Origin of the sequence: Desulfovibrio sp. JY (assembly GCA_021730285.1) — a bacterium.
GTDB lineage: Bacteria > Desulfobacterota > Desulfovibrionia > Desulfovibrionales > Desulfovibrionaceae > Solidesulfovibrio.
On record CP082962.1, the window covers coordinates 1906444 to 1931144 of the forward strand.

Genomic DNA, 24701 nt, shown 5'->3' on the forward strand with positions numbered 1-24701 from the left:
AAGCCATGCAGCCGAGGAATACAGCATGACCGAAACGGCGTGCGAGAATGCCGGCCGGCTCTCCGACCGTCTGGCCGCGTTGACGCGGTGTTTCGCTTTGTCGCGCCTGGTCACGGAATCGCTGGATCTTTCCGAGGTGTTGGAACGCATCATGACCACCTCGCGCCAGGCGCTTTCGGCCGAGGCGGCCAGCCTGCTGCTGGTGGACGAAACGCCCGGGCCCGGCCAGGGCGATCTCATCTTCACCGTGGCCCAGGGGCCGGCCTGCCAGGACCTGCGCGGGGGCTTTCGCCTGGGCCCGGGCGAGGGCGTGGCCGGCTGGGTGGCGGCGCGGGCCGAGCCGGTGCTTCTTGTCGACGCCTATGACGATCCCCGTTTCAATCCCGATGTCGATCGCCTGACGGGCTACCGGACGCGGTCCATGGCCTGTGTGCCCCTTTTGTACCGGGGGCGGGTCATCGGCGTGGCCCAGTGCATCAACAGGGCCGGAGGCGGGGCGTTCACCCGTGACGAGGTGGAGACCTTTTCGCTGTTGGCGGCCCAGGCGGCGGTGGCCATCGTCAATGCCCGGCTGCATGGCGAGGCGCTGGCCAAGCAGCGCATGGAGTTCGACATGGAGGTGGCCGCGGGCGTGCAGCAAAGCCTGCTGCCTCAGGGGGTGCCGTTGGTGCCGGGCTTCGACCTGGCCGGCGCGAGCCTGTCCTGCGACGCCACCAGCGGCGATTACTATGATTTCATGCGGCGGCCGGCGGCGGCCGGCGGGCCGGAGCGCTTTTTCGTGGCCGTTGGCGACGTGACCGGGCACGGCATCCAGGCGGCGCTTTTGATGACCTCGGTGCGGGCCTTTTTGCGCGCCCGGCTGCTCGCTCCGGGCGGCCCGGCCGCCATCGTCGGTGACGTCAACCGGCTTTTGACCTGCGACATGGGCGATTCCGGTCGCTTCATGACGTTTTTCCTGCTGGAGATCGATCCGGCGGCGGGCGTTATGCGCTCGGTGCGGGCCGGGCACGATCCGGCCTTGCTCTACGATCCGGTCGGGGACACGTTTGCCGAGGTCGGCGGTCGCGGGATTCCGCTCGGCATCGACGCCGGCTGGACATATGAGGAAAATGTGCTGCGGCCCCTGCCCGAGGGGGCCGTGCTGGTTCTTGGCACCGACGGCATCTGGGAAGCCAGGGCCGCTTCGGGCGAGATGTATGGCAAGGCGAGACTGCGTCAGGCGATCGCGCGCGGCGCGTCCGGGGATGCCCGGACGGTGGTCGACGCGGTGCTTGCGGACCTGGACGCATTTCTCGCAGGGATGCCGCGTCATGACGACGTGACCCTTGTCGTGGTCAAGACGGCGCCTGGCGCCGGCAAAAAGGAGGTGTCATGAAATACGGTCGCGCGCTTACTGTGGCGATCCTTCTGGGACTCATCGCCAGCGGGTGCAGCAAGGAAGACCCGCAGGCGTTTTCCAAGGTCGATTACAACAAGGACGGCAAGATCATTTTCGAGGAACTCATTGTGGCGTTCCCGGACATGACCGTCGAGGAATTTTTGGCTGCCGACGCCGACCGCAACGGCACACTGGATGAAAAGGAATACCAGCGGCTGCGCGAGGCCCGGGCTGCCGGCAAGAAGCTCGACGCCGCCCCCGCGCCGGCCAAACCGGCTGAGCAGCCAGCCAAGCCCGCCGGAGAGCAAAAGCCGGCCGAGCCTGCCAAACCGGCCGAAGCGGCCAAGCCTGCGGCTGTTTCTCCGGAACCGGCCAAGCCGGCCGAGCCGCAAAAGGCCGAAACGACGCCCGCTCCGGCCGCCCCGGCCACGCCTGCGCCTGCCTCTCCGGAACCGGCCAAGCCGGCCGGGCCGCAAAAGTCCGAAGCCGCCGCACCGGCCGCGCCCGCCCCGGCTCCGGCGAAACAACCCGCCGCTCCGGCCGCCGGGAACGTGACCGTGGAGGTGGAGTCGACCCCCGGCATGACCTATACCGTGGGGCGCGGCGACACGCTCACGCGTATCGCCAAGAAGTTCGACGTGTCGGTCAAGGCGCTTATGGAGGCCAACGACATGAAGAACGCCGACCATCTGGAAGCCGGGGCCACCCTGACCATTCCTTCCGGCAGCGGCGGGCAGGCCGCGGCCCAGGCCGTGCCGCCGGCTGTGGCCGACATCGTGACCGGCTACTTCACCAAGAGCGCTTCGGGCGACATCAACGGCCTGCTCGACTATTACGCCGACAAAGTGGACTATTATAAAAAGGGCAAGAGCGGAAAGGATGTCGTGCGCCAGGACAAGGCGGGATACTTCGCCCGCTGGCCCGAGCGGCGCTATGAGCCGGGCAAGGCATCCGTGCAGAAGCTCAAGAATGGCGACCTGCGTGTGACCGTGCCTTCGGGCTTCGCGGTCAAAAAGGGCGACAAGGGCGTGCAGGGCAAGGCGGTCTTCACCTTCCTGCTGCATCCGTCCGGCGATACCTACAAGATCGTGGGCGAACAAAGCCGGGTGACGGAGAAAAAGTAGTCCGACGCCGCCGACGCGACGCTATGCAAGCCGGGAGGGGATTCCTTCCCGGCTTTTTGTTTGGTGGCGGACGGCAATATTTTCCAGGCACCCCTTTTGCATAATCCAGGGCGGCCAAGGAGGACGCCATGGATATCAGCACCAGTTACGACAGCCTCACCAAGCTGTTACAGATCAATTCGAGCACGGGCAGCGGCGCGTCGGTCGCGTCCGGTTCCGCCTCCTCCACCACCACGACCTGCGACAGCGGCGCGTCGGATACCGACACCGCCACCTGGTCGGCCGTGGCCAAGGCGCTTTCCGGAAACAATTCCGAGTACATGAGCCCCATCCTCAAGCTCAAGTCGCAAAATAAGGCGCTCCAGCAGCAGCTCACCAACACCCTGGCCGCCAAGTTTTCGGACCTGGGCGTGGATACCAGCCAGACCATCACCCTGTCCCGAGACGCCGACGGCAAGGTGGTCGTCACCAACGACCACCCGGACAAGGAAGCCGTCGAGAAGCTTTTTGCCGATACCGACGTGCTGCGCGAGGCCTTCGACACCCTGGCCTCCAACACCACCACGCTCAACTCCATGTCCGCGAGCCAAGCCAATTCGATGCTGCGCACCAACGGCTACGCCGCCTACCTGAACCAGCTGACCAGCAGCGACGACTCATCAAACGTCTACATGAGCATGCTCGGCAACTACTCCACCATCTATTCCAAATAGAATCATTTTGAAAAAGCGACCGGGGGGAAACTTTTCTGTAGAAAAGTTTCCCCCCGGCCCCCCTTTCCAAAGACTTTAACGGGGCACTGTAGAGCATTTTCCCCGTTAGAAGGTTTAGGAAGGGGAGAGCGCGAGAGGGGAAACCCTTTGCAAAAGGGTTTCCCCTCTCGCACGCTTCGTTTTCCTCTCCTACTTCTCCTACTTCCCTGCTTCGTCGATCATCCAGACCAGTTCCCCCTTCTGCGGGCGCACGAGGGACGCCGGCACGGCCGGGTCGGGCGTGTCGGCCAGGGCTTGCGTAAGCGCCTGTTCCTTGCCCTTGGCCGTGACCAGAAAGAGCACGCGTCTGGCGGCGTTTATAAGGGGCAGGGTGAAGGTCAGCCGGGGCACCTGGGGCTTGCCCGTGGTCGGGGGCGGCGCGTCGGCGACCAGTTTGTCGCGAACCGGGAGGATGGGGCCGCCCGGGAAGATGGAGGCCGTGTGTCCGTCCGGGCCCATGCCGAGCAGGATCAGGTCGAAACGCGGGATCGCTTCCGATTCGGCCCCGAGCGCCTGGCGCAGTTCCTCTTCGTAGGCCGCGGCCGCGGCTGCGGGGGGCGTGATTTCCACGGGCATGGGCCGGATGTTGTCGACCGGAATGGGGGCGGGGGTGAAGAGGATGGGCGAGATTGCCCCGAAGTTGCTGCGCGGATCGCCCACGGGGACGAAGCGCTCATCGCCGAAGAAAAAAAGCGTGTCCTTCCATGGCGCGCCGACGCCATGCCGGGCCATGGCGTCATAGAGCGGCAGCGGGGTCGAGCCGCCGGACAGGGCCAGGACGAACCGGCCCCGGGCGGCCGTCGACTCCCGTGCCGCGTGCGTCAGATAGGCCAGGGCCGCCTCGGCCATGGCGGCCGGGCTTGGGAAGGTTTCCACCCGGGCGGTCATGATGCCGCCAGCCCGTGGGCCTTGAGGAACTTTCCGGCCTCCTGCGGTCCCCAGGAACCGGCCTTGTAGAGAAACAGCCGGTCGGGGTCGGCCTCGCCGAGCATGGGGGCCAGGAATTTCCAGCACAGCTCCACCCCGTCCTGCCGCCAGAAAAGCGTCTGGTCGCCGAGCATGCAGTCGAGCAGCACCTTGGCGTAGGCGGACAGGGACGGGCCTTCGTAGCCCTGGTAATAGTTGAAGTTCATGGTCACCGAGCGCAGGCACATGGGGCCGGGGGCCTTGGCCTGGAAGGTCAGGCTCACCTGCTCGTCGGGCTGGATGCGCAGGGTCAGCCGGTTGGCCTTGATATGGTCGCCGAAGATTTCCCGGAACATGGAATAGGGTACGGGCTTGAACTGGACCGCGATTTCCGTACGCTTGGCGGCGAGCCGCTTGCCCGAAACCATGTAGAACGGCACGCCCTGCCAGCGCCAGTTGTCCACGTAGACCTTCATGGCGGCGAAGGTGGGCGTTGTCGAATCCCCTGGCACGCCTTCCTCGTCGAGGTAGGCCGGGGCGCGTTCGCCGCCGGCCACGCCCGAGGCGTACTGGCCCAACACGAGGTTTTCGCGCAGGTCGTGCTCGTTGAAGGGGCGCAGCGCCCGGAAGACCTTGGTCTTCTCGTCGCGCACGAGCTCCGCCTCGAAAAGCGACGGCGGCTCGATGGCGCAAAGCGCGAGCAGCTGCATCATGTGGTTCTGGAACATGTCGCGCAACACGCCGAAATGGTCGTAGTACGACGCGCGGTGTTCGACGCCGATGGACTCGGCGGCCATGATGCTGACGTAATCGACGTAGCGCCTGTTCCAAACCGGCTCGAAGATGGCGTTGGCAAAGCGCAGCATCAGGATGTTCTGCACCGTTTCCTTGGCCAGGTAGTGGTCGATGCGGAAAATCTGGTGCTCGGAGAACCGGGTGTGCAGCGCCTGCTCCAGCACCTGGGCCGTGGCCAGATCGTGGCCGAAGGGCTTTTCGATGACCAGCCGGGAATAGCCCTTGGTCTCCTCGGCCAATCCGGCCTTGGCCAGGTTGACGGCGATGTCCTCGTAGGCCGTGGGCGGCACGGCCAGGTAGAAGACGCGGTTGCCGCCAAGGCCCGAGGCTTCGCACATCCCGTCGAGGTACTCGGCCAGCATGCTAAACGAGGCCGGGTCGTCGTAGTGCACCTGCCGGTAGGTCAGGCGCGGGGCCAGTTTTTCCCATTGGCCGGGGGGGATGGCGCCGTGGGTCTCGATGGACCGGCGCATGCGTTCGCGGAAGGAATCGTCGTTTAAGTCGGTGCGGCTTGCCCCGACCACGGCGAAGTTTTCCGGCAGGTTGCCGCCCTCGTAGAGGGCGGCCAGGGCCGGCATGAGCATGCGGCCGGCCAGATCGCCGGTGACCCCGAAGATGATGATGGTGACCGGGTCTTCCACCGCGTCGAAGCGGCAGGCCGCCTCGGGAAAGGGATTTTTGGGCCGGCCGAGGACGACCTCGGCCACGCCCGGCGTGGGAGCGTCGGCCATGTACTACTCCTCCCGTTTTTTGACGGCATGGCCGCCGAACTGGTTGCGCAGCGCCGCCAGGACCCGGTCCTGGAAGGAATTGTCCTGGCGCGAGCGGAACCGCTCGAAAAGCGCCATGGTGATGACCGGGGCGGACACGGCCGTTTCCACGGCGGCATTGACCGTCCAGCGACCCTCGCCCGAGTCGTCCACATAGGGTTTCAGGGATTCCAGCCGGCGGTCTTCGGTAAAGGCGCGCTGGGCCAGTTCCAGAAGCCACGAGCGCACCACCGAGCCGTGGTTCCACAGGTCGCAGATGGCCGGGAAATCCAGGTCCTCGCCGAACTGCGAGGCGGCCAGGATCTCGAAGCCTTCGGCATAGGCCTGCATCATGCCGTATTCGATGCCGTTGTGGACCATCTTGACGAAGTGTCCGGAGCCGATGGGGCCGGTGTGCAGGTTGCCGCCGGGACCGGTCAGCACGTCCAGGGCGGGCTTTATGGGGCCGACCACTTCGGGTTCGCCGCCGATCATGATGCAGTAGCCCTCGGCCAGGCCCCAGATGCCGCCGCTGACGCCGGCGTCGCAGTAGCGGATGCCCCTGTCTCCGGCGGCTTTGTGCCGGCGCAGGTCGTCGCGGTACATGGTGTTGCCGCCGTCGACGATGGTGTCGCCGGGGGAAAGCAGCGGCAGCAGTTCGTCCACGTGCTCGTCGGTGGGGCCGCCGGCCGGGAGCATGAGCCAGATCACACGCGGGGCGGGGAGCATTTTGACCAGTTCGGCCATGGTCTGGGCCGCCGCGGCGTTCTTGCCTTCCTCGGCCGCGAAATCCACGGCTTTTTGCACGGTGCGATTGTAGGCGACGATTTCGATGCCGCCGCGAACCAGCCGTCTGGCCATGTTGAGCCCCATGCGTCCAAGGCCGATCATGCCGATTTTCATGGTGTTTCTCCGGGAGTGGTTGCGCCCTTGCGGGCCGTTTGCGCCCGCCGGGCGCGGGCGAAGGCGACGGCCTTTTTGGCCGCCAGGGGAAAGATGCCGAGCAGGGCAAAAGAGACCAGGAGCGTCGGCGAGAGAATGCCGGAAAGCGACGTGAGCTTGCCGAGCTGGGTGCCGGCGTTGACGAAGACCGCCGTGCCCGGGAGCATGCCGAGCTGGGACACGACGTAGAAGGTACGTAGCGGCAGGGCGGTGAGCCCCATGGCCGCGTTGATGACGAAAAAGGGGAACAGGGGAATCAGGCGCAAGGTGAAAAGGTAAAATGCGCCTTCCTTGGCGATGCCGGCGTCGATGGCGGCAACGCGGCCGCCGATGCGGCGCGTTATGGCCTCGCGGAAAAGAAAGCGGGCCAGGGCGCAGGCGACGGTCGCCCCGATGGTACTGGCGAAGGAAACCACGATCAGGGTGGTCCAAAAGCCGAACAGCGCCCCGCCGGCCAGGGTCAGCACCGTGGCTCCGGGAAGGCTCAGGGCGGCGACCAGGACGTAGATCCCGAAATAGGCGGCCAGAAAGCGGGCCGGGGCGGCGGCGTAGGCCGTGCCCAGCGTTTCCCGCGAGGCCTTGAGGTTGTCGAGGGTCAGATGCCGCTCGAGCCCCAGGCCGAAAAAGACGGCGATGGCGGCCACGACCAGGACGACGAGGAAGAGCTTGCCAGCCGTTTTGGCGGTCATGCGGCGTTCTCCGGATAGCGGGCGATGTAGGCGTCCACATCGAATTTGCGACGGCAGCCGCGTTCGTTCATGTAGCGCACCTGGCCGTAGACCGGGCGGTTCGCCCAGGGGCGGTCGTGCAGCCCGCCAACGGACCAGAGCACCCCGACCACGCCATTGGGGTCGCGCCCGTCCAGAGCAAAGCGGTCGTTGAGATGCAGGGCCGTTTCCAGGGCCTCCCGGGGCGTTTGCGACCATTCCAGGATCTTTTTGGCCCAGTACATGCGCATATAGCCGTGGATGCGCCCCTCGCGCAAAAGCTGCCGCTCGGCCGCGTTCCAAAGCGCGCTGTGGGTGGCGGCGGCGGCAAAGGTCTCGCGGTCGTAGCAGTACGGCCGGGGATCGGCGGCATGGGCGGCCAGGGTCTTTTGGGCCCATTCGGGCAGGGCCTCGAAGCGGTCGTACTCGGGTTCGTAGAGGCAGAAGTTGTCGGCCAGTTCCCGGCGCACGACAAGTTCCTCCAAAAAGGCGTCCGCGCCGTCCTGGGCGCGCGAGCGGGCGTCAAGCGCGGCCAGGGCCGCCCGCTGGGGCGCGAGCTGGCCGAAGTGGAAATAGGGCGACAGGCCGGAAGTTGCCCCGGCGTTGGGATCGTTGCGGCGCGCGGCGTATATTTCCAGCCTGTCGTGGATGAAATCGTCCAGGACCTGTGTCGCGGCCGCGCTCCCGGGGATGATGGATGTAACCGGCGGCACGGCCGGGTCGGCCTGGACAAAGGCGACGGCCGCCGCCCAGTCGACGGGCGCGAACCCGTCCAGGTTGCCGGCCGGAAATGTCGGCAGCTCGGGGAACGGTTCCAGGAAGTCGGGCAGCAGGCGATGGATTTTCGGGCGCAGGGTGGCGGCGGCGTATTCGCGCTTTTGCGAGGCGGCAAAGCAGGGCACCACGTTGTGGGCGTCGACCTCGACCAGGGCGGCGGGTGAGGTCACGGCCACGGCCGCCCTCCAGACACGTTTGATGCGCAGCGGATCGAAATCCGTCACGCAGACGCCGACGTCCACGCTGTGCAAAAAAGCCGGCACCGTAAGGCCCGGTTCGCCCGTGAGCACGACGAGCGGTATGCCGTGGGCGCGCAGTGCCGCCTCTGTTTGGGCCAGCCCCGCCAGCATGAAGGCATAATGGCGGCTGGTCGCGCCGGGAAAGGCGGGGGCCAGGGCGAAGGCCACGACAAGCGGTGCGCCGGCCTCCCCGGCCAGGGACGCGGCGTGGAGCAGGGCCCAGTTGTCGACGGCGCGCTGATCGCGGCTCATCCAATAGACAACGGCCCCGGAACGTCCGGGCGGGCTTGCCAGGGAACGGATGCGGGCGGGATGGACCTGCATTTTCCCCTTGTAGGCCGTCGGGGGGATCAAGGCAAGCCGGCCGGCGAATGTCGATCAGCCTTGCTCCGTGATCGGTTTTTGCCGTAGGGTCACAAATGCACCCCCCGCCGCTCATGGAACGTCGACGGGCGGCATCACTGTAACCGGAGGGCATTTTTTTATGGGTAACGGCATATCGTACCTGACGACCGTGGCCGTTTTGGCCGTGGCGCTGCTCCTTCTCGCTCCCCCCGGCGCGCGGGCCTGTTCCCGGGCAGTGTACCTCGGCAAGGACGGCATGGTCATCACCGGCCGGTCCATGGATTGGACGGAGGACATCAAATCCAATCTCTGGGCTTTTCCCCGAGGCATGGCCCGGGACGGCGCGGCCGGGCCGGACTCCGTGACCTGGACCTCGAAGTACGGCAGCGTCGTGGCGACGGGCTACGACGTCGGCACCGCCGACGGCATGAACGAAAAGGGGCTGGCGGCCAATGTGCTCTATCTGTCCGAGGCGGATTACGGCACGCCGGTCAAGGGGAAAAAGCGCCTCAACGTCATGGCCTGGGCCCAGTATGCGCTGGACAATTTCGCCACCGTGGCCGAGGCGGTCAAGGCGCTGGCCCCGGAGCCCTTCGTCATCGTTGCCCCGGCGCTGCCCAACGGCGCTGCGTCGGCCCTGCACCTGTCGCTGTCCGACGCCAGCGGTGATTCGGCCATCTTCGAATACGTGGGCGGCAAGCTGGTCATCCACCACGGCCGGCAGTACCAGGTGATGACCAACTCCCCGATCTTCAGCCAGCAACTGGCGCTCGATACCTACTGGAACACCGTGGGCGGCCAGGCTTTTCTGCCGGGCACGGCCCGGGCGTCGGACCGTTTCGTGCGCGCTTCCTACTTTCTGGGCCTGCTTCCCCAAACGGCCGACGCGCACGAGGCCCTGGCCGGCATTGTCGGCGTGATGCGCGCCGTGTCCGTGCCGCGCGGGGTTTCGAGCCCGGGACAGCCCAACATCGCCCCCACCCTGTGGCGCACCTTCAGCGACCAGAAGGACCTGACCTACTATTTCGACAGCGCCACCAGCCCCTCGATTTTCTGGGTCAAGCTGGGCGATCTGGATCTCACCAAGGGAGCGCCGGTCAGGAAGCTGACCCTGACGGGCGGGGAAATCTACTCCGGGAACACGGCGGACAAGTTCGTTCCCGCCGCCCCTTTCGTCTTCCTGCCGTACACGCCCAAGCAATAGAAGGGGCTGAAAACGGAACCGGGGGGAAACCTTTCTTGCAGAAAGGTTCTCCCCCCGGACCCCCTTTCCAAAGATCTTTCACGGTTACAACTGGTCACCGTTAAAAGTTTTGGGGAGGGGAGAGCGCGAGAGGGGAACCCTTTTTTCAAAAAGGGTTCCCCTCTCGCACTTTCCTATCTCTTCCCTCTCTACCCTTTCTTCACTTCATCCCACAGGGCGTTTTTGGCGGGCATGTCCAGGCTGTCGAGGTCGAGGCCCCGCGCTTTGGCCAGGGCTTCCATGGCCTTGTAGCGTGTGAGGAACTTGTTGTTGGCCATGTCCAGGCAGCTGTTGGCCTTAAGGCCCAGCCGGCGGCCGTATTCGGCCAGGGAAAAGAGGTAATCGCCGAATTCCTCGGCCATGGCTTCGGCGTCGCCCGAGGCCACGGCGGCGTCGAATTCGGCTTTCTCCGCGTCGAGGCTTTGGCGCATGGCCGCGTCGGAGTCCCAGGTGAAGCCGGACCGGGCGGCCTTGGAGTGGATGCGGTAGGCCTTCAAAAGCGGCGGCAGGCCCTTGGGCAGGGTGGCGAAGACGCCCTGGTGGTCCTTGTCCTTTTCGGTGCGCTTGATGCGTTCCCAGTTTTTGAGCAGCTCTTCGCGGGTTTCCACCTTCACGTCGCCGAACACGTGGGGATGGCGGCGCACCATCTTGTCCGAGGCGACCGTCAAGGCGTCGGCCAGGGTGAAGTCGCCGCGCTTGGCGGACAGCGTGGCGATGAAAAGCAGCAGGAACAGGACGTCGCCGAGTTCCTCGGCCGTGCCGGCCGGGTCGTCCGCGCGGATGCAGTCCACCAGTTCGAACGCTTCCTCGATGACGTAATCGCACAGGCTGCGGGGGGTCTGGGTCTTGTCCCAGGGGCAGCCGTCCGGGGCGAGCAGGGCGTCGAGCACGCCTTGCAAGCGGGCCAGGGCTTCGGCCGTGGTGTTTGCACTCATGGTTTCTTCTCTGTTGCTGCGGCGTGCTGGGCCGCTTTGGCATGGGATGTCGTCTTGGCCGCCGTTTCCTGGGCGGGCGTGGCGGTCTTTTTATGCCGCGACGTTTTCTTTTCCGTGTCGTCGGCTTTTTTCTCGGGCTGGGCCTTGGGCTTTTCCCCGTGTTTTTTTTCGGGGGCCTCTTTGGGCTTTTCGGCCGGCTTCTTTTCGGGTTCGGGCGGTTTTTTCGCGGTCGGCGCCTTGTCCGGTTCACTCTTTTTTTTCACGACGGCGGGCGTCACTGTGGCGGCCGCGTCCTTTTTGCCGAGGTGGCGCAGCTTTTCGTTGAGGTCCGGCGGGATGTAGCGGGCGAGCTTGACGCTGACCTTTTCCAGCTGGGGCACCAGGAGCGACCCTTTGAGGAAATCCGGATGCGGCGCGGCCAGGTGGATGAGAAACAGCAGCACTGCGGTCAGCACCACGCCCTTGGCCAGGCCGAAGGCGCCGCCGAAAAGCCTGTCCGCCCACTGGGTCGTGGTCACCTTGACCATGCCGGAGATGCCGAGCGCCAGGAACCAGACCCCGAGCAGGGTGGCGGTGAAAAGGATGATGTAGGCGGCGGTGCCGGCGTAATTGCCGGAGATGAAACCGGTCAGGTGCGGGGCCAGGGCCTTGTGGTAGGCGCCGGCGCAGTAGAAGCCCAGCACGATGGCGGCCAGCGATCCGGCTTCCTTGACCAGACCGCGCATGTAGCCCCGGATGCTGAAGAAGAGCCAGATTATGGCGAGAAGCAGGTCGGCGATATTGAGCGTCGGCATGAAATCCCGGGAGGTTAGCGGTTGCCGCGCCACCATGCGCACCCGCCTCTTAGCAAATGCCCCTTCAAAAACCAAGCGCGCCGGCAGGGATCGTCCCACGAGCTTGTCCGGGCGCGCCGAAGCAGGTAGAGAAAGGCAACCCGGAAAGGATGCGTGTATGGAAGAGTCCCTGCTCCCCCTTGGTATAGACGCTTTCCTGGCCAAGCGCGTGCTCGGCCAGAAAGACCTGCTTACGCGCATCAGCGTATCGCTTTACAAGCACATCCACGGCCTGCCCGCGCCGAACGTCCTGCTCGTCGGCAACTCCGGCACGGGCAAGACCACGCTGATGCAGGCCATCGCCGCTTTTTACGAGGCCCACGACTCGCTGGCCAAACTGCGGGTCATGATCGTGATAAACGCCAACACGCTCGCCGCCGAGGTGGTGGGCGAGGATCGCACGACACGGCTTTTCAACAAGCTGGAGGCGCGGGCCAGGGTGCTTTTCGGCGCGCATCTCACGGCGGCCGAACTGAAGGAATACCTGGAAAACGCCACGGTGTGCGTGGACGAGGTGGACAAGATTTCCGGGCGCATCTCGGGCAAGTCCAACGTTTCGGGCATCGCCACCCAGTATGCGCTTTTGACCATGCTCGAAGGCGAACAGTTCCTCTACCGGGCCAAGGTCATGGAGGACGGGCGCGAGACGGAGGTCGACCTGGCCCTGGATACGGGCCGGCTGCTTTTCATCTGCGGCGGGGCCTTTGAGGAGCTTTACGACCAGGTCTACGGCTGCCTGGTCAACCGGCGCGACGACAGGCGGCTCAAGGAGGTCTCCGAGGTGGAGCGCCGGGCCGACGGAACGGTTTCGGTGCGCACGGTGACCCGGTTCAAGTTGTGCGACTACCTGCGCCTGGCCGATCTTTTCACCTACGGCATGATGCCGCAGTTCATTTCCCGCTTCGGCTCCATCGCCGTGCTCGATGACCTGGGCAAGGAGGAGTTGCGCCGGATATTTCTCGAATCCGCCAATTCGCCGTTGCGCCTGACCATGGAGTACTTCCGGTACATGGGCATCCGGTTGGCTGTGACGGAGGGGGCGGTGGACGCCATTGCCGAGGCGGCGGTCAAGAACAGCCGTATCGGCGCCCGGGCCCTGCGCGAGATATTCAACGGCCTGATCGCGCCCCACGAGTTCGATCCGTTCCACTCGCCGCGTTTCGCCCAAACCGAGTCCGGACCGACCCTGACCATCGACCAGGAAACGGTCACGCAGTACCTGTGCCGGATGGATTAGGGCGCGGAACCGGGGATGCCCCGGGGCGCTAAGCCGGCGGGCGCAGCCGGACCATGACGTCCGTGCCCACGCGTTCCATACTGGTGAAGCGCAGCTGCGTCGCATCCGCCATGCGGGCAACGGTCAGCCCGGAAAATCCGGGCACGGCCGCCGCATCGCCAAGCACCTTGGGCGCGTAGAAAATCACCAGTTCGTCGGCCAGCCCCTGGCCCAGCAGGCTGGCGGCCAGTTCCCCGCCGCCTTCGCACAGCAGCGCGAAGACGCGAGCCTCCTGGCGCAACCTAGCCAGCCCCGCCGCCAGACCGAGCCCGCCGCCGTTCGTCGCCTTGGGCAGTCCCCACACCCGCACCCCGGCCTTTTCCAGTTGCGTGGCAACAGGCGACGCGGCCGCCTTGGCGTCGGTCAGGAAAACGAGCCGGGTCGGACGCTCCTTGAGCAACGCCAGCCGCGCGTCCGCCGCCGGCAACTGCCGCGTCACCACCACGCCGAGAGGCTGGGGATTGTGGGCCAGCGGGTGATTCTCCGCCAAGCGGTGGGTCAGCCGGGGATTGTCGGCGCGCAGCGTGCCGCCGCCGACCATCACGGCCGAGGACGCTGCGCGCATGACGTGGACGCGCTCCCGGGATGCTTCGCAGCTTACCCAGGCGGCGTCGCCGGTGCGGGTGGCGATGCGGCCGTCCAGGGTCATGGCCAGCTTCACCGTCACGTAGGGGCGCCCCAGGGTCTGCCAGGTGATGAAATCGGCCACGGCCTCGCGGCATTGGGATTCGAGCACGCCGACCGTGACTTCCACCCCTTCCTGGCGCAGCAGCGCTGTCCCGCCGCCGGCCACGGGATTGGGGTCCAGGCAGCCGACGACCACGCGGGCGACGCCCGCGTCCAAAAGCGTTCGCGAGCACGGCGGGGTCTTGCCGAAATGGTTGCATGGCTCGAGGGTCACGTACATGGTGCAGCCGGCCGGCGAGACGCCTTTTCTCTCGGCGTCGTGCAGGCATTCCACTTCGGCATGGGGCCCGCCGAACACCTTGTGCCAGCCTTCGGCCACGATGGCCCCGTCTTTGACCAGCACCGCGCCGACCCGGGGATTGGGCATGACGTATCCCCGGCCGCGCTCGGCCAGTTCCAGGGCCCGGGCCATGAAATCCGCATCAACAGGGGCCATAATCGCCCTCCAGTACTTCGAAGCCGATGCCGGCCTCGGCGATCATCTTGGCCGAGAGCGGATCGGGATAACCCTGGCTGAAATAGATGTGGTTGATCTGGCAGTTGATCAGCATCTTGGTGCAGATCAGGCACGGCTGGGTGGTGCAGTAGATGTCCGCGCCGGCGATGGGCACGCCGTGCAGGGCGCATTGGATGATGACGTTTTGCTCGGCGTGCAGGCCCCGGCACAGTTCGTGGCGTTCGCCCGAGGGGATGCCCATCTGTTCGCGCAGGCAGCCGATATCCAGGCAGTGGGCGGTGCCGGACGGCGAACCGTTGTAGCCCGTGGCCAGGATGCGACGGTCCCTGACGGCCACGGCGCCGACCTTGCGGCGCAGGCAGGTGCTGCGCTCGGCCACGAGATAGGCGATGCGCATGAAATATGCCGGCCAGGGCAGGCGATTATCCATGGTGGTGACTCCGTGGGGGGGCGGGGAAGCGGAACCGGGGGAGGGAACCCCTTTTTGGAAAAAGGGGTTCCCTCCCCCGGACCCCCACCCTCCCGAAAAACTTCAAAAGGGGATGACGGGTCAGAGTGGACCAAGGCGGGGGGAGGCGTCAAGACGGAGGCGTATGGGGAAGGTGTATTTCATAGCGTATATGTATATTTTTGTGTGAACCGTTTTATTTCTGGAGAAATGACTGTTGCACATTGCCTGATGTATTGTCTCTTGAGCATTCATCCGCATAAAAAAGCGACAGGTGTGGTGACTTTGGTGTATAAATTTTAAGCATATTGTTTTGTCTAACCTTTTAAATTGGCGTATATACTGGATGATATTTTGTGGCATCGCTTTTGCTTTCCCATCATGCAAATCAGACAAAGGGGATTGGGATGAAAAAGCTTCTGATGGGAACGGTGTTGGCTCTGACGGTGTTGGCAAGTGCCATGGCCTACGCGCAAAGCGGTATGGGGTTCGGCCCGTGGTGGATGGACGGCGATGATACGCCGCAGGGTTTTGCGGGATCGCTTGCGGGAACGTGCCTTGGTACCGGCACCCCCACAACGGGTCTCGGTCTTGGGCTCGGCTACGGCGATGGCACCCAGCCGCAGCCTCTGGACGGCACCGGGTTCGGCAGCCCCTGGGCGCGTTAGACCCAACGCCCCGCTTCCCGATCCGGCCACAGGCCTGACGTACAAAGCCCCCGGCGACAGTGTCCCCGGGGGCTTTTTCTGTGGGCACTCGCCATATTCAGGACTGCCGTATGGTGTTGCGGCCGGCGTGCTTGGCCGCGTAGAGCGCCGCGTCCGCCCGGCTGATCAGGCTGTCGAGGGTGTCGTCCTTGCGCGCGCACACCACGCCGATGCTGACGGTCACCTGTTCCGCCGCGGGAAAGCGGCCGGCGGCCACGGCGGCGCGGAGTCGTTCGGCCAGGGCGCGTGCGTCGTTGGCGTCGCCTCCCTGGGACACGATCAAAAATTCCTCGCCGCCCCAGCGACTCACGGCGTCGCGCTGGCGGCAATTGGCCCGCAAAATATCGGCCACGGTCCGAAGCACCGTATCGCCGGCCTGATGTCCATGGGTGTCGTTGACGGCCTTGAACCGGTCGATGTCCAGCATCAGTACGGCAAAGGGCGTGTCGTCCTTTTCGAAATGCGCCATGGCGGCGTCCAGGGTTTCGTTGATGGCTTTGCGGTTGTTGAGGCCGGTCAGGGCGTCGGTGTTGGCCAGGATTTCGAGTTCGTCCGCGTAGCCTTCCATGCGGTCGAAATTGTGTTCGATGGTGACGATCATGTGCATGAGGGCGTCGACGATACGGTACAGTTCGTTTTCCCGGCGGGGAGAGAGCCGTTTCAGCCGTTCCCGCAACCGTTCCAGGGAGAGGGCGTTGCGGGAGTAGGCCAGGAGGTTTTCGACGACGGCCGTGTAGGGCCGCAGTTGCCGGCTCAAAATGAGGATGAGCGCCAGGATCGTGACCAGGGCCGTGACGCCGCCGCTGGCCAGCAGGCTTTTTTTCAGGCCCACCAGCTCGCGGTATTGGGGATCGGGCAGAAAGGCCACGGAAAAGGCTGTCGGGGCGGCGAAGCCGATGTTGGCAAGGTCCAGGGGCTGGGGCGGCTGCGTGTCGGGCGGAGTCGGGACGCTGGCGATGATGCCGGCCGGCGTTTGGACGCGCAGGACCTGCCGGTCGTCGGTAAAGCTGGCCAGCCAGGCCGGGGTGATGGGCACGGCCACGCAAACCACGCCCACGGGCATGTCGTCGTATTTGCGCACGGTGCGGGCGCCGACCAGGCTCGGCACGCCGTCGACCGTGGCAATGCCGTAAAAGCTTCCTTCGTGAAGGGCTCGTTTGAACCAGACGCTGTCGGCAACGGCATCGCCGAAATGGAACTCGTCGGGCGCCCGGGACAGGACCAGGCCTCGGACGTCGGCAAAGAGGATGACGCCGACGTTCTTGGTGAAGGAATGGCTCCAGTCGAAGAGCACTTCGTTGTCCGCCGTCAGGACGGCGCGTACGATTTCTTTGGGATGGGAGAGGTTGACCGTGATCCTGCCCAGGGCGTTGATGGCGTTTTCCAGGTTGTGGGCCACGGCTCTTGTCGCCTGATTTCTGTGGGCGAGCAGGGCCTGTTCGAAACCGGACGTGACCCGTTCCAATTCCAGCATGTGCACGCCGCACAAAACCACGATGGGCGTGACCATGAGCATGAGCAGTTTGTAGCGTAAGGACACGGTCAAGGCCTATTTCAAGTGCAGGGCTTCGCGGGTGGAATCGTAGAAGGCGTCTCCCCGGACCTCGAAACCGGCGGCGCTCCAGCCGAGAATCTGGCGCATTTTCCGGCAGAACAGGTGGTCCCGGGGCATGGCGGCCAAGGCGCTCCGGTAGCGCGCGACCACTGCGTCGGGCAGGTTTTCCCGGGCCACGATGGCGTCCAGGGGAATGGGGGCCGATGTGGCCAGGATGACAAATTGGTCTCCGTGGTTGCGCTTGGCCGTGAAGTAGGTGCCGTCGGACACCGCCCCGGCATCGACGGCTCCGGAAAGCAAGGCCTCGATGACCCGGTCGTGTTTTTTGAGAAAGAAGACGATCTTGAAATACGTGTCCGGGTCGATGCCGTTTTTGCGCAACAGCATGTTGGGATAGGCGTAGCCCGAGGTGGAGCCCACGTCGGTGAAGGCGAAACGTTTGCCTTTGAGGTCGTTGAGGCTGGTGTAGCCGCTTTTTTTGAGCGCCACGATGTAGGACTGGTAAAAGGGCGTGACATTGCCCGTGGCTTCATTTTCTTCCATGTAGGTGGCGATGTAGCGCACTGCGGGGAGTTCCGCCTTGAGTCTCACGTAGTTGAGGGTGTTGAGCCAGGCAATGTCAACGCTTTCCTCGCGCAGCCGCTCGGCCAGTTCAGCATAGTCGCGAGTGACCACGGCCTTGACGTCGTCTCCGGTTTTTTCGTGGAGGTAGGCGGCGAGGACGTCCATGACGGTCTGGAGCTTTTTGGGGTCGTTGGAAGGGAAGACGGCGATCTTGATCGGCATGGCCAGGGCGTTGCCAATGAGGCAAAAGGCCACAAGGACGGTCATGAAGAATTTAACGAGCATAGGGGAAATCCGCAGTATGGCCCGGGGCGGAGAGCTTTGCGCGGGCCTCGCATTTTCACGAACACGTCCTTATGGCGCACGTAATAACGTTGCATAGTTTCTCTATCGTGGCAATAGACAAAGGCTCGGGAGCGGCGGGGAGAAGGTGATAGCGCCGGGCCTGAAACAACATCGGGCCGGCGGGACGAAACGTCCCACCGGCCCGATGCGCTATATGAACCGGGGAGAATAAGCTCCCCGGCAGGGGCTTTGGGGGAATCCCCCAAGTCTTTTCTACCAGGCGAACAGCGGAAATCCCTTGGCGAAGGTCTGCACGTCCTTGCGGATTTCGTCCAGCTTGGTCTCGTTTTCCCGCGAGGCGATGGCCGCGTCGATCCAGCCGACGATCTTCTCGATGTCCGCCTCGACCATGCCGCGCGTGGTCAGGGCCGCCGTGCCCATGCGCACGCCCGAGGTGACAAAGGGCGAACGCGTCTCGAAGGGCACCGTGTTCTTGTTGACCGTGATGCCGGCCAGATCCAGGGCATGCTCGGCGTCCTTGCCGGTCACGTCCTTGTTGGTGAGATCGACCAGCACCAGGTGGTTGTCCGTGCCGCCGGAAACCAGGTCGTAGCCGGCGTCCATGAGTCCCTTGGCCAGGACCTGGCAGTTTTTCACCACCTGTCCCTGGTAGGTCTTGAAGGCGGGCTTCAGGGCCTCGCCGAAGGCCACGGCCTTGGCCGCGATGACGTGCATGAGCGGGCCGCCCTGGATGCCGGGGAAAATCTGGGAATTAAGCGACTTGCCGAACTCCTCGGAAGAGAGGATCAGGCCGCCGCGCGGCCCGCGCAGGGTCTTGTGCGTGGTCGAGGTGGTGTAGTGGGCGTAGGGGATGGGCGAGGGATGGTGGCCTGTGGCGACCAGACCGGCGATGTGGGCCATGTCCACCACGAGCTTGGCCCCGACCTCGTCGGCGATGGCCCGGAAGCGCGCGAAGTCGATGATGCGGGGATAGGCGCTGGCCCCGGCCATGATCACGGCGGGCTTGTGTTCCTTGGCCAACCGTTCGACCTCTTCGTAGTCGATGGTGCCGGTTTCCTTTTTCACGTGGTAGGACACGATGTTGTAAAGCCGGCCGGAAAAGTTGACGGGCGAACCGTGGGTGAGGTGGCCGCCGTGGGAGAGGTCCATGCCGAGCAGGGTGTCGCCGGGCTTCATGGCCGCGAAGTAGACGGCCATGTTGGCCTGGGAGCCGGAATGGGGCTGCACGTTGGCGTAGCCGGCCCCGAAAAGCGCCTTGACCCGGTCGCGGGCCAGATCCTCGGCGATGTCCACGTATTCGCAGCCGCCGTAGTAGCGCTTGCCGGGATAGCCTTCGGCGTACTTGTTGGTAAGCACGCTGCCCTGTGCCTGGCGCACGGCCACGGAAACGAAGTTCTCCGAGGCGATCATTTCGAGCTTGCCGGTCTGCCGGTCGATCTCCTGGCACACGGCGCGCCCGACTTCGGGGTCGGCGATGAGCAGTTCTTCCATGGGCCTCTCCTCCCAAAGCGCGCGGGGGGAAACTCGGGTATCGAGCCTCCCCCCGTTAAAGGATTGCGGTGGCGGCCGCTCGGGCCGAAACCCGCTTATTCGACGAAAGCCTTGTACAGCATGCAGGCGTTGGTGCCGCCGAATCCGAACGAGTTGCAAAGGACGTTGGCGACGTCGGCCTTTCTGGCCGTGCCCGGCGTGTAGTCCAGGTCGCAGACCGGGTCCGGCGTCTCCAGGTTGATGGTGGGCGGAATGATGCCCTCCACAATGGTCTTGACGCTCATGACCGACTCGATGCCGCCGGCCGCGCCCAGGCAATGCCCGATCATGGATTTGTTGGAGGTGATGGGCACCTTTTTGGCGTGCTCGCCGAGCACGGCCTTGATGGCCGTGGTCTCGCAGGCATCGTTCAAGGACGTGGAGGTGCCGTGGGCGTTGATGTGCGCGATCTCGGCCGGCGCCATGCCCGCCTCGCGCAGGGCGGCCCGCATGGCCAGGACCATGCCTTCGCCGTCCTCGGGCGGAGCGGTCATGTGGAACGCATCGCCCGACGCGCCGTATCCGATCGCCTCGGCGTAGATGCGTGCGCCGCGGGCCTTGGCGTGTTCCAGGGATTCGAGCAGCAGCAGGCCGCAACCCTCGCCGATGACGAAGCCGTCGCGGGTCGCGTCGAAGGGACGCGAGGCCCTGGTCGGATCGTCGTTGCGCGTGGAAAGGGCCTTGAGCGCGTTGAACCCGCCGACGGCCAGGGGGGTTATGGTGGACTCCACGCCGCCGCAAAGGGCGGCCGAGGACCGGCCGAGGCGGATGTCGGTGAAGGCCGTGCCGATGGCGTGCATCCCCGAGGCGCAGGCCGAGGTGGTGCACATGTTGGGGCCCTTGGCCCCGACGGCGATGGACACCTGGCCCGCAGCCATGTTGGCGATCATGGTCGGGATGAAAAACGGCGAGACCCGCGACGGTCCTTGGGCCAGCAGCTTGCTGTGGGTGGCCTCGAGGGTTTCGAGGCCGCCAAGGCCGCAGCCGATGATGACGGCCACATCGGCCGCCTCGGCGGGATCGACCTTGTATCCCGCGTCCTCCATGAGCATGGCGGCGGCGGAGAGGGCAAACAGCGTGAAGCGGTCCAGGCGTTTGGCGAGCTTTGGCGCGACAAACGCCTTCTCGTCGAAGTTTTTGACCTCGCAGGCGAAGTGCGTATCGAAGGCGGTGGCATCAAAACGCGTGATGGGGCCCGCACCGGAGACGCCGGCCAGGAGATTGGTCCAACTCGTGGCCAGGTCGTTGCCGATGGGGGTGATGGCCGCTAGGCCGGTGACGACTACCCTATTTAAAGTCATGGCGCTTCCGTCCGCGACCGGGGCGACGTCTAGGCACGCCGCCCCGGTCGCAGGGCGTTTGGGGCTTATTCGCCCTTTTTCTTTTCGATAAAGGAGATGGCGTCCTGCACTTTCTGGAGCTGCTGGGCGTCTTCATCGGAGATTTCCACGCCGAACTCCTCTTCCATGGCCATGATGAGCTCGGTCAGGTCCAGGGAGTCCGCGCCCAGGTCATCGACGAACTTGGCGTCGGGGTTGACCTCGCCGGCGTCCACGCCGAGCTGATCCACGATGATCTCTTTGACTTTTTCCGCGACAGACATGGTTTCCTCCAAATAGTGGCCGGATTTATCCTAAACGTTGCATTACATGTACATGCCGCCGCTTATGCCGAGGACCTGTCCCGTGACGTAGGCTGCGTCGTCGCTGGCGAAGTAGCCCACGGCGGCGGCGATTTCGGCGGGGGAACAGGCGCGCTTGAGCGGTATGCGCTCGGCAAAGGTCGCCTTGACGGCGTCCGGGAGCACGGCGGTCATGTCGGTTTCGACGAATCCCGGGGCCACGGCGTTGACCGTGATGCCGCGCGGGGCGAGTTCCAGGGCGGCGGACTTGGTCAGCCCGATGAGGCCGGCCTTGGCCGCGGCGTAGTTGGCCTGGCCGGCATTGCCGGACTGGCCTACCACCGAGGTGATGTTGACGATACGGCCGGCGCGGCGCTTCATCATGAGCTTGGCCGCTTCGCGCAGGCAGGTGAAGGCCCCGATCAGGTTGACCTGGATCACGGCCGCGAAATCTTCGTCCTTCATGCGCGCGATCAGCCCGTCGCGGGTGATGCCGGCATTGTTGACCAGCACGTGCAGGTCGAGGCCCTTTACGTGCTCGGCGAAAAAGGCGGTGACGGCGGCCGGATCGGACGTATCGAGGGCCACGGCTCTGGCGCTGCCCCCCTCGGCCGTGATGGCCGCAGCCACTTGCGCCGCAGCGTCGGGCTTGCTGACGTAGGTGAGGAGGACGTCGAAACCGTCACGGGCAAGCCGTGCGGCTGTGGCCGCGCCGATGCCGCGAGACCCGCCGGTGACCAGTGCCGTACGCATGGCGCAACTCCTTGCGGCGCGTGGGAGGTTTCCCCGTTACGCGGCCGGATTGTTTTTCGTAAGACGGGGGCGTGGGACATGGTCCCGCCCCGGCCGGGCAGGGCGACACCCTAGCCGAAACGCCCCGTGACGGCAATCGCGTTTTACCGCGCGCCGTCGCCTCGTTCGCGCCTTTCCGGGGACGGTTGCCGCCGGGAACGCGCGCGCCGCTTCCTTAGAACTGGACCAGGGCCGAGCCCCAGGTGAAGCCGCCGCCAAAGACGCCGAAAAGAACCCGGCATCCCGGGGTAAGCCGGCCCTCGGCCTTGGTTTCCGCCAGGGCGATGCCCACCGTGGACGCCGAGGTGTTGCCGAAGCGGGCGATGGTGGACACCACCTTTTCCTCGGGCAGGGCCAACTTCTTGGCCACGGCTTCCATGATGCGCAGGTTGGCCTGATGCGGAATGAAAAGATCGATGGCGTCGATATCCAGGCCGTTTTTGGCGATAAGTTCCTCGCACACGGTCGTCATGTTGCGCACGGCGTGCTTGAAGACTTCCCGGCCGTTCATGAACAGGAAATAATCCTCGTCCACGGTGTCGCCGAGCTTGTAGGGATGGCCGGAACCGCCGCCCTTGATGGTGAGCAGATGCCCGAGCGAACCGTCGCTCGAGAGCAGCACATCCACGATGCGCCCGTCGCCCGGGCGAGGGTCCCCGGCCGAGACGACCGCCGCGGCCGCCGCGTCGCCGAAAAGCACGCAGGTGCGGCGATCGGCCCAGTTGGTGCGCGAGGTGAGCACCTCGGCCGCCGCCACGAGGACCTTGGCTTCGGGGTGCAGGGCGAGGACGGCCCGGGCCATTTCCAGGCCGAAGATGTAGCCCGAGCAGGCCGCGTTGACGTCCTGGACCACCTTGCCCTTGATGCCGAGCTTTTCCTCCACAAGGCAGGCGGCCGAGGGCGTGTAGTAGTCCGGGGTGACGGTATAGAGAAAAATATGGGTCAGCTCGTCGGCGTCCATGCCGGCATCGGCCAGGGCACGGCGGGCCGCTTCGGCCGTCATGTCGCTGACGGCTTCTCCGGGCGCCGCGATGTGGCGTTCCTTGATGCCGGTGCGGGTGGTGATCCACTCGTCGGACGTTTCGACGATTTTTTCCAGGTCGGCGTTGGTCAGGATTTTTTCGGGCGCGTAATAGCCAAGGCCGCGGATGTAGGCTTCATGCTTCATGAGTGAGGGGGGCTCGGTTAGCGTTGGTCGTTGACGGCCTGGCGGCGGGAGCCGGCCAGGTCGATGTTCTTGGCCACAGCCGCGGAGAGGTGGGTGTTGGCTTCCATGTCCACGAACCGGGCGGCCATGCGCACGGCGCTGGACATGGCTTTGCTGTTGGAGGCGCCGTGGCAGATGAGGCAGATGCCTTTGAGCCCCAAAAGCGGCGCGCCGCCGTATTCGGCATAGTCGACCAGGCGCGAGAAACGCTTGAGCGCGTTTAGGGCCAGCATGGTGCCGATCTTGCCGAAAAAGCCGCGTCGCAGCTCGCCCTTGAGCAGCCTGCCGAGCGAGGAGGCCAGGCCCTCGGCCTGCTTGACCACCACGTTGCCGACGAACCCGTCGCACACGACCACGTCCACATTGCCTGTGAACAGGTCGCGGCCTTCGATGTTGCCGACGAAATTGAGCGAACTGAGGCGCAGGAGATCAAAGGTCTCCTTGACGAGGTGGTTGCCCTTGCCCGACTCCTCGCCGTTGGACAAAAGCGCCACGGCCGGATTCTCGCGCCCGAGCATGGTCTGGGCGAGCACCGAGGCCATGACCCCGAACTGGAGCAGGTGGAAGGGCTTGCAGTCGACGTTGGCCCCCACGTCGATGATGACGCAGTGGGAGCGTTCGGTCGGCATGAAAGTGGCCAGGGCCGGGCGTTCCACCCCCGGCGCGCGGCCGATGGTGAACATGGCGCAGGCCAGGGTCGCGCCGGAGTGGCCGGCGGAGATGACCCCGTCGGCGGCACCGTCGCGCACCAAGTTGCAGGCGACCTGGATGGAGGAGTCCTTCTTGCGCCGCAGCGCTTCGGAAGGCTTTTCCTGCATCTCCACCACCTGGGTGGCGTGCACCACGGAAACCGGCAGGCCCTTGACGTCGTAGCGGGCGAGTTGGGCGTTTATGGCGTCCGTGTCGCCCACCAGGATGATCTCGGCCTTGCCGGTCCTGGCGGCGTGCAAAGCGCCGGGAACGACCACGTGGGGACCGAAGTCCCCACCCATGGCGTCCACGGCGATGCGCGGTTTGTTATTCGGCATCGTCCTTCCGCAGCATCTGGCGGCCACGGTACATGCCGCAGCTGGGGCAGATGCGATGGGGCAACGTCGGCTCGCCGCAGGAGCAAAGCACCACGGCGGGAACAGGGACGTGGTCGTGAGCGCGACGCATACCTTTGCGGGACTTGGAGATTTTTCTATTGGGGACGGCCATGGCGATTACCTCGCAGCTAGGGTTTTAATGTCGTATGATGTGCGGCTCGCGGCGATTGTGCGTCAATGCCGCTGCTTCGAGCCGTTTGGGACCTTCAATTGTCGCAGGACGGCAAGCCTGGGGTCGCCTTCCTCCTTGGAGCAGGAGCACGGCCCGTTTTTCAGCGACGCCCCGCACCGGGGACAGAGCCCCGGGCAGTTTTCGTCGCACAAGGGCTTGGCCGGCAGGGCGAGCAGGAATTGTTCCCACAAAAGGCTGGCCACGTCCAGTTCCAGCACCTTGCCCCGGCGGCGCAGCAATCCCGGCTCGAGGGACTGTTCGCCCTCCACGGGGGTCTCCTCGAAGAACTCGAAATCGACCGCGACGTCGAGCATGGCGTCCTCGGCGCAACGGTCGCAGGGGGTGACGACCTTGCCGGCCAGCCGCCCCCGCACCAGCGCTCCCCTTCCTTGCGGCAGTACGGTAAACGTGGCTGCAAGCCCGGTTCCCGGCACGTCGAGACGATGCGGCAGATCGAATTCCCCGATGGGCCCTGTCCAGATGGACTGGTCGGAAAACGAAAACTCCCGGCCGGTTGCCGGGATGTCGGTGATATCGAGCCAAAGTTCGGACATGGGTTCCCTCGC

25 protein-coding genes are annotated in these 24701 nt (G+C 65.1%); 6 read left to right on the forward strand and 19 right to left on the reverse strand.

Annotated elements, in window-relative coordinates:
* Positions 1–25 precede the first annotated feature (25 nt).
* The 3 genes from K9F62_08515 (at position 26) to K9F62_08525 (ending at position 3215) form a co-directional block, all read left to right on the forward strand.
* Positions 26–1375 (forward strand): SpoIIE family protein phosphatase, encoded by a 1350-nt coding sequence (locus tag K9F62_08515; protein ID UJX42699.1) that lies wholly within the window; start codon positions 26–28, stop codon positions 1373–1375.
* Positions 1372–2502: a LysM peptidoglycan-binding domain-containing protein gene (locus tag K9F62_08520; GenBank protein ID UJX42700.1), complete on the forward strand. Its 1131-nt coding sequence runs from the start codon at positions 1372–1374 to the stop codon at positions 2500–2502. The genes K9F62_08515 and K9F62_08520 overlap by 4 nt, the downstream gene beginning before the upstream one ends.
* A gap of 128 nt (positions 2503–2630) precedes the next feature.
* Positions 2631–3215, forward strand: coding sequence for a hypothetical protein (locus K9F62_08525; protein ID UJX42701.1), 585 nt, complete (start codon positions 2631–2633; stop codon positions 3213–3215).
* Between the two features lie 198 nt (positions 3216–3413).
* Here K9F62_08525 and pgl read toward each other — a convergent pair whose 3' ends face one another.
* The 5 genes from pgl to K9F62_08550 are packed head-to-tail and all read right to left on the reverse strand — an operon-like array spanning position 3414 to position 8693.
* On the reverse strand, positions 3414–4142 hold the full coding sequence (pgl, locus tag K9F62_08530) for a 6-phosphogluconolactonase (GenBank protein UJX42702.1): 729 nt from the start codon (positions 4140–4142) through the stop codon (positions 3414–3416).
* Positions 4139–5686, reverse strand: coding sequence for a glucose-6-phosphate dehydrogenase (gene zwf / locus K9F62_08535; protein ID UJX42703.1), 1548 nt, complete (start codon positions 5684–5686; stop codon positions 4139–4141). Before zwf ends, pgl begins: the two co-directional genes overlap by 4 nt.
* A gap of 3 nt (positions 5687–5689) precedes the next feature.
* The gene (gnd, locus tag K9F62_08540; protein UJX42704.1) at positions 5690–6607 is read right to left on the reverse strand and encodes a decarboxylating 6-phosphogluconate dehydrogenase; all 918 of its coding nucleotides are present in this window, start codon (positions 6605–6607) and stop codon (positions 5690–5692) included.
* Positions 6604–7335: a TVP38/TMEM64 family protein gene (locus K9F62_08545; GenBank protein UJX42705.1), complete on the reverse strand. Its 732-nt coding sequence runs from the start codon at positions 7333–7335 to the stop codon at positions 6604–6606. The genes gnd and K9F62_08545 overlap by 4 nt, the downstream gene beginning before the upstream one ends.
* Entirely contained in the window at positions 7332–8693 is a 1362-nt protein-coding gene (locus K9F62_08550; GenBank protein UJX42706.1) for a deoxyribodipyrimidine photo-lyase, read from the reverse strand. The genes K9F62_08545 and K9F62_08550 overlap by 4 nt, the downstream gene beginning before the upstream one ends.
* A 160-nt stretch (positions 8694–8853) precedes the next feature.
* On the opposite strand from K9F62_08550, the gene K9F62_08555 reads away from it, so the two are divergent.
* Entirely contained in the window at positions 8854–9918 is a 1065-nt protein-coding gene (locus tag K9F62_08555) for a linear amide C-N hydrolase (GenBank protein UJX42707.1), read from the forward strand.
* Positions 9919–10106: 188 nt separating this feature from the next.
* Here the strand turns inward: K9F62_08555 and mazG are convergent, their stop codons facing one another.
* A complete protein-coding gene (gene mazG / locus K9F62_08560) occupies positions 10107–10892 on the reverse strand; it encodes a nucleoside triphosphate pyrophosphohydrolase (GenBank protein ID UJX42708.1) in 786 nt (261 codons plus the stop codon).
* Positions 10889–11686 carry a CvpA family protein gene (locus K9F62_08565; GenBank protein ID UJX43173.1) on the reverse strand — a complete coding sequence of 266 codons (798 nt, stop codon included), beginning with the start codon at positions 11684–11686 and terminating at the stop codon, positions 10889–10891. Before K9F62_08565 ends, mazG begins: the two co-directional genes overlap by 4 nt.
* Before the next feature lie 157 nt (positions 11687–11843).
* Here K9F62_08565 and K9F62_08570 point away from each other — a divergent pair, with 157 nt between their 5' ends.
* Positions 11844–12962: an AAA family ATPase gene (locus tag K9F62_08570; protein ID UJX42709.1), complete on the forward strand. Its 1119-nt coding sequence runs from the start codon at positions 11844–11846 to the stop codon at positions 12960–12962.
* Between the two features lie 28 nt (positions 12963–12990).
* Here K9F62_08570 and ribD read toward each other — a convergent pair whose 3' ends face one another.
* A complete protein-coding gene (gene ribD, locus K9F62_08575) occupies positions 12991–14124 on the reverse strand; it encodes a bifunctional diaminohydroxyphosphoribosylaminopyrimidine deaminase/5-amino-6-(5-phosphoribosylamino)uracil reductase RibD (GenBank protein ID UJX42710.1) in 1134 nt (377 codons plus the stop codon).
* Positions 14111–14575: a cytidine/deoxycytidylate deaminase family protein gene (locus K9F62_08580; protein ID UJX42711.1), complete on the reverse strand. Its 465-nt coding sequence runs from the start codon at positions 14573–14575 to the stop codon at positions 14111–14113. The genes ribD and K9F62_08580 overlap by 14 nt, the downstream gene beginning before the upstream one ends.
* A gap of 425 nt (positions 14576–15000) precedes the next feature.
* On the opposite strand from K9F62_08580, the gene K9F62_08585 reads away from it, so the two are divergent.
* Positions 15001–15261, forward strand: a complete 261-nt coding sequence (locus K9F62_08585; GenBank protein UJX42712.1) for a hypothetical protein — start codon at positions 15001–15003, stop codon at positions 15259–15261.
* 97 nt (positions 15262–15358) lie between these two features.
* Here K9F62_08585 and K9F62_08590 read toward each other — a convergent pair whose 3' ends face one another.
* From K9F62_08590 to K9F62_08635, 10 genes are all read right to left on the reverse strand, one after another.
* Positions 15359–16840 (reverse strand): sensor domain-containing diguanylate cyclase, encoded by a 1482-nt coding sequence (locus tag K9F62_08590; protein UJX42713.1) that lies wholly within the window; start codon positions 16838–16840, stop codon positions 15359–15361.
* A gap of 9 nt (positions 16841–16849) precedes the next feature.
* Positions 16850–17704, reverse strand: coding sequence for a phosphate/phosphite/phosphonate ABC transporter substrate-binding protein (locus K9F62_08595; protein UJX42714.1), 855 nt, complete (start codon positions 17702–17704; stop codon positions 16850–16852).
* A 273-nt stretch (positions 17705–17977) separates the two neighbouring features.
* Entirely contained in the window at positions 17978–19216 is a 1239-nt protein-coding gene (locus K9F62_08600) for a serine hydroxymethyltransferase (GenBank protein UJX42715.1), read from the reverse strand.
* A gap of 95 nt (positions 19217–19311) precedes the next feature.
* Positions 19312–20556 carry a beta-ketoacyl-ACP synthase II gene (gene fabF / locus K9F62_08605; protein ID UJX42716.1) on the reverse strand — a complete coding sequence of 415 codons (1245 nt, stop codon included), beginning with the start codon at positions 20554–20556 and terminating at the stop codon, positions 19312–19314.
* A 65-nt stretch (positions 20557–20621) separates the two neighbouring features.
* Entirely contained in the window at positions 20622–20858 is a 237-nt protein-coding gene (locus K9F62_08610; protein UJX42717.1) for an acyl carrier protein, read from the reverse strand.
* A 42-nt stretch (positions 20859–20900) separates the two neighbouring features.
* The gene (gene fabG / locus K9F62_08615; GenBank protein ID UJX42718.1) at positions 20901–21629 is read right to left on the reverse strand and encodes a 3-oxoacyl-[acyl-carrier-protein] reductase; all 729 of its coding nucleotides are present in this window, start codon (positions 21627–21629) and stop codon (positions 20901–20903) included.
* Positions 21630–21843: 214 nt separating this feature from the next.
* A complete protein-coding gene (locus K9F62_08620; GenBank protein UJX42719.1) occupies positions 21844–22836 on the reverse strand; it encodes a ketoacyl-ACP synthase III in 993 nt (330 codons plus the stop codon).
* Between the two features lie 17 nt (positions 22837–22853).
* Entirely contained in the window at positions 22854–23903 is a 1050-nt protein-coding gene (gene plsX, locus K9F62_08625) for a phosphate acyltransferase PlsX (protein ID UJX42720.1), read from the reverse strand.
* Positions 23893–24075 carry a 50S ribosomal protein L32 gene (gene rpmF, locus K9F62_08630; GenBank protein UJX42721.1) on the reverse strand — a complete coding sequence of 61 codons (183 nt, stop codon included), beginning with the start codon at positions 24073–24075 and terminating at the stop codon, positions 23893–23895. The genes plsX and rpmF overlap by 11 nt, the downstream gene beginning before the upstream one ends.
* A gap of 62 nt (positions 24076–24137) precedes the next feature.
* On the reverse strand, positions 24138–24689 hold the full coding sequence (locus K9F62_08635) for a DUF177 domain-containing protein (protein ID UJX42722.1): 552 nt from the start codon (positions 24687–24689) through the stop codon (positions 24138–24140).
* Between the last annotated feature and the right edge of the window lie 12 nt (positions 24690–24701).

Bases quoted from the DNA above. Each gene is read 5' to 3' on its own strand.
- gnd (UJX42704.1), bottom strand. From the start codon at position 6,607: ATGAAAATCGGCATGATCGGCCTTGGACGCATGGGGCTCAACATGGCC.
- K9F62_08585 (UJX42712.1), top strand. From the start codon at position 15,001: ATGAAAAAGCTTCTGATGGGAACGGTGTTGGCTCTGACGGTGTTGGCA.
- K9F62_08565 (UJX43173.1), bottom strand. From the start codon at position 11,686: ATGCCGACGCTCAATATCGCCGACCTGCTTCTCGCCATAATCTGGCTC.
- K9F62_08555 (UJX42707.1), top strand. From the start codon at position 8,854: ATGGGTAACGGCATATCGTACCTGACGACCGTGGCCGTTTTGGCCGTG.
- K9F62_08620 (UJX42719.1), bottom strand. From the start codon at position 22,836: ATGAAGCATGAAGCCTACATCCGCGGCCTTGGCTATTACGCGCCCGAA.
- zwf (UJX42703.1), bottom strand. From the start codon at position 5,686: ATGGCCGACGCTCCCACGCCGGGCGTGGCCGAGGTCGTCCTCGGCCGG.
- K9F62_08600 (UJX42715.1), bottom strand. From the start codon at position 19,216: ATGGAAGAACTGCTCATCGCCGACCCCGAAGTCGGGCGCGCCGTGTGC.
- K9F62_08545 (UJX42705.1), bottom strand. From the start codon at position 7,335: ATGACCGCCAAAACGGCTGGCAAGCTCTTCCTCGTCGTCCTGGTCGTG.
- K9F62_08550 (UJX42706.1), bottom strand. From the start codon at position 8,693: ATGCAGGTCCATCCCGCCCGCATCCGTTCCCTGGCAAGCCCGCCCGGA.
- K9F62_08520 (UJX42700.1), top strand. From the start codon at position 1,372: ATGAAATACGGTCGCGCGCTTACTGTGGCGATCCTTCTGGGACTCATC.
- K9F62_08570 (UJX42709.1), top strand. From the start codon at position 11,844: ATGGAAGAGTCCCTGCTCCCCCTTGGTATAGACGCTTTCCTGGCCAAG.
- ribD (UJX42710.1), bottom strand. From the start codon at position 14,124: ATGGCCCCTGTTGATGCGGATTTCATGGCCCGGGCCCTGGAACTGGCC.
- K9F62_08515 (UJX42699.1), top strand. From the start codon at position 26: ATGACCGAAACGGCGTGCGAGAATGCCGGCCGGCTCTCCGACCGTCTG.
- fabG (UJX42718.1), bottom strand. From the start codon at position 21,629: ATGCGTACGGCACTGGTCACCGGCGGGTCTCGCGGCATCGGCGCGGCC.
- rpmF (UJX42721.1), bottom strand. From the start codon at position 24,075: ATGGCCGTCCCCAATAGAAAAATCTCCAAGTCCCGCAAAGGTATGCGT.
- mazG (UJX42708.1), bottom strand. From the start codon at position 10,892: ATGAGTGCAAACACCACGGCCGAAGCCCTGGCCCGCTTGCAAGGCGTG.
- pgl (UJX42702.1), bottom strand. From the start codon at position 4,142: ATGACCGCCCGGGTGGAAACCTTCCCAAGCCCGGCCGCCATGGCCGAG.
- K9F62_08635 (UJX42722.1), bottom strand. From the start codon at position 24,689: ATGTCCGAACTTTGGCTCGATATCACCGACATCCCGGCAACCGGCCGG.
- K9F62_08580 (UJX42711.1), bottom strand. From the start codon at position 14,575: ATGGATAATCGCCTGCCCTGGCCGGCATATTTCATGCGCATCGCCTAT.
- K9F62_08610 (UJX42717.1), bottom strand. From the start codon at position 20,858: ATGTCTGTCGCGGAAAAAGTCAAAGAGATCATCGTGGATCAGCTCGGC.
- fabF (UJX42716.1), bottom strand. From the start codon at position 20,556: ATGACTTTAAATAGGGTAGTCGTCACCGGCCTAGCGGCCATCACCCCC.
- K9F62_08525 (UJX42701.1), top strand. From the start codon at position 2,631: ATGGATATCAGCACCAGTTACGACAGCCTCACCAAGCTGTTACAGATC.
- plsX (UJX42720.1), bottom strand. From the start codon at position 23,903: ATGCCGAATAACAAACCGCGCATCGCCGTGGACGCCATGGGTGGGGAC.
- K9F62_08595 (UJX42714.1), bottom strand. From the start codon at position 17,704: ATGCTCGTTAAATTCTTCATGACCGTCCTTGTGGCCTTTTGCCTCATT.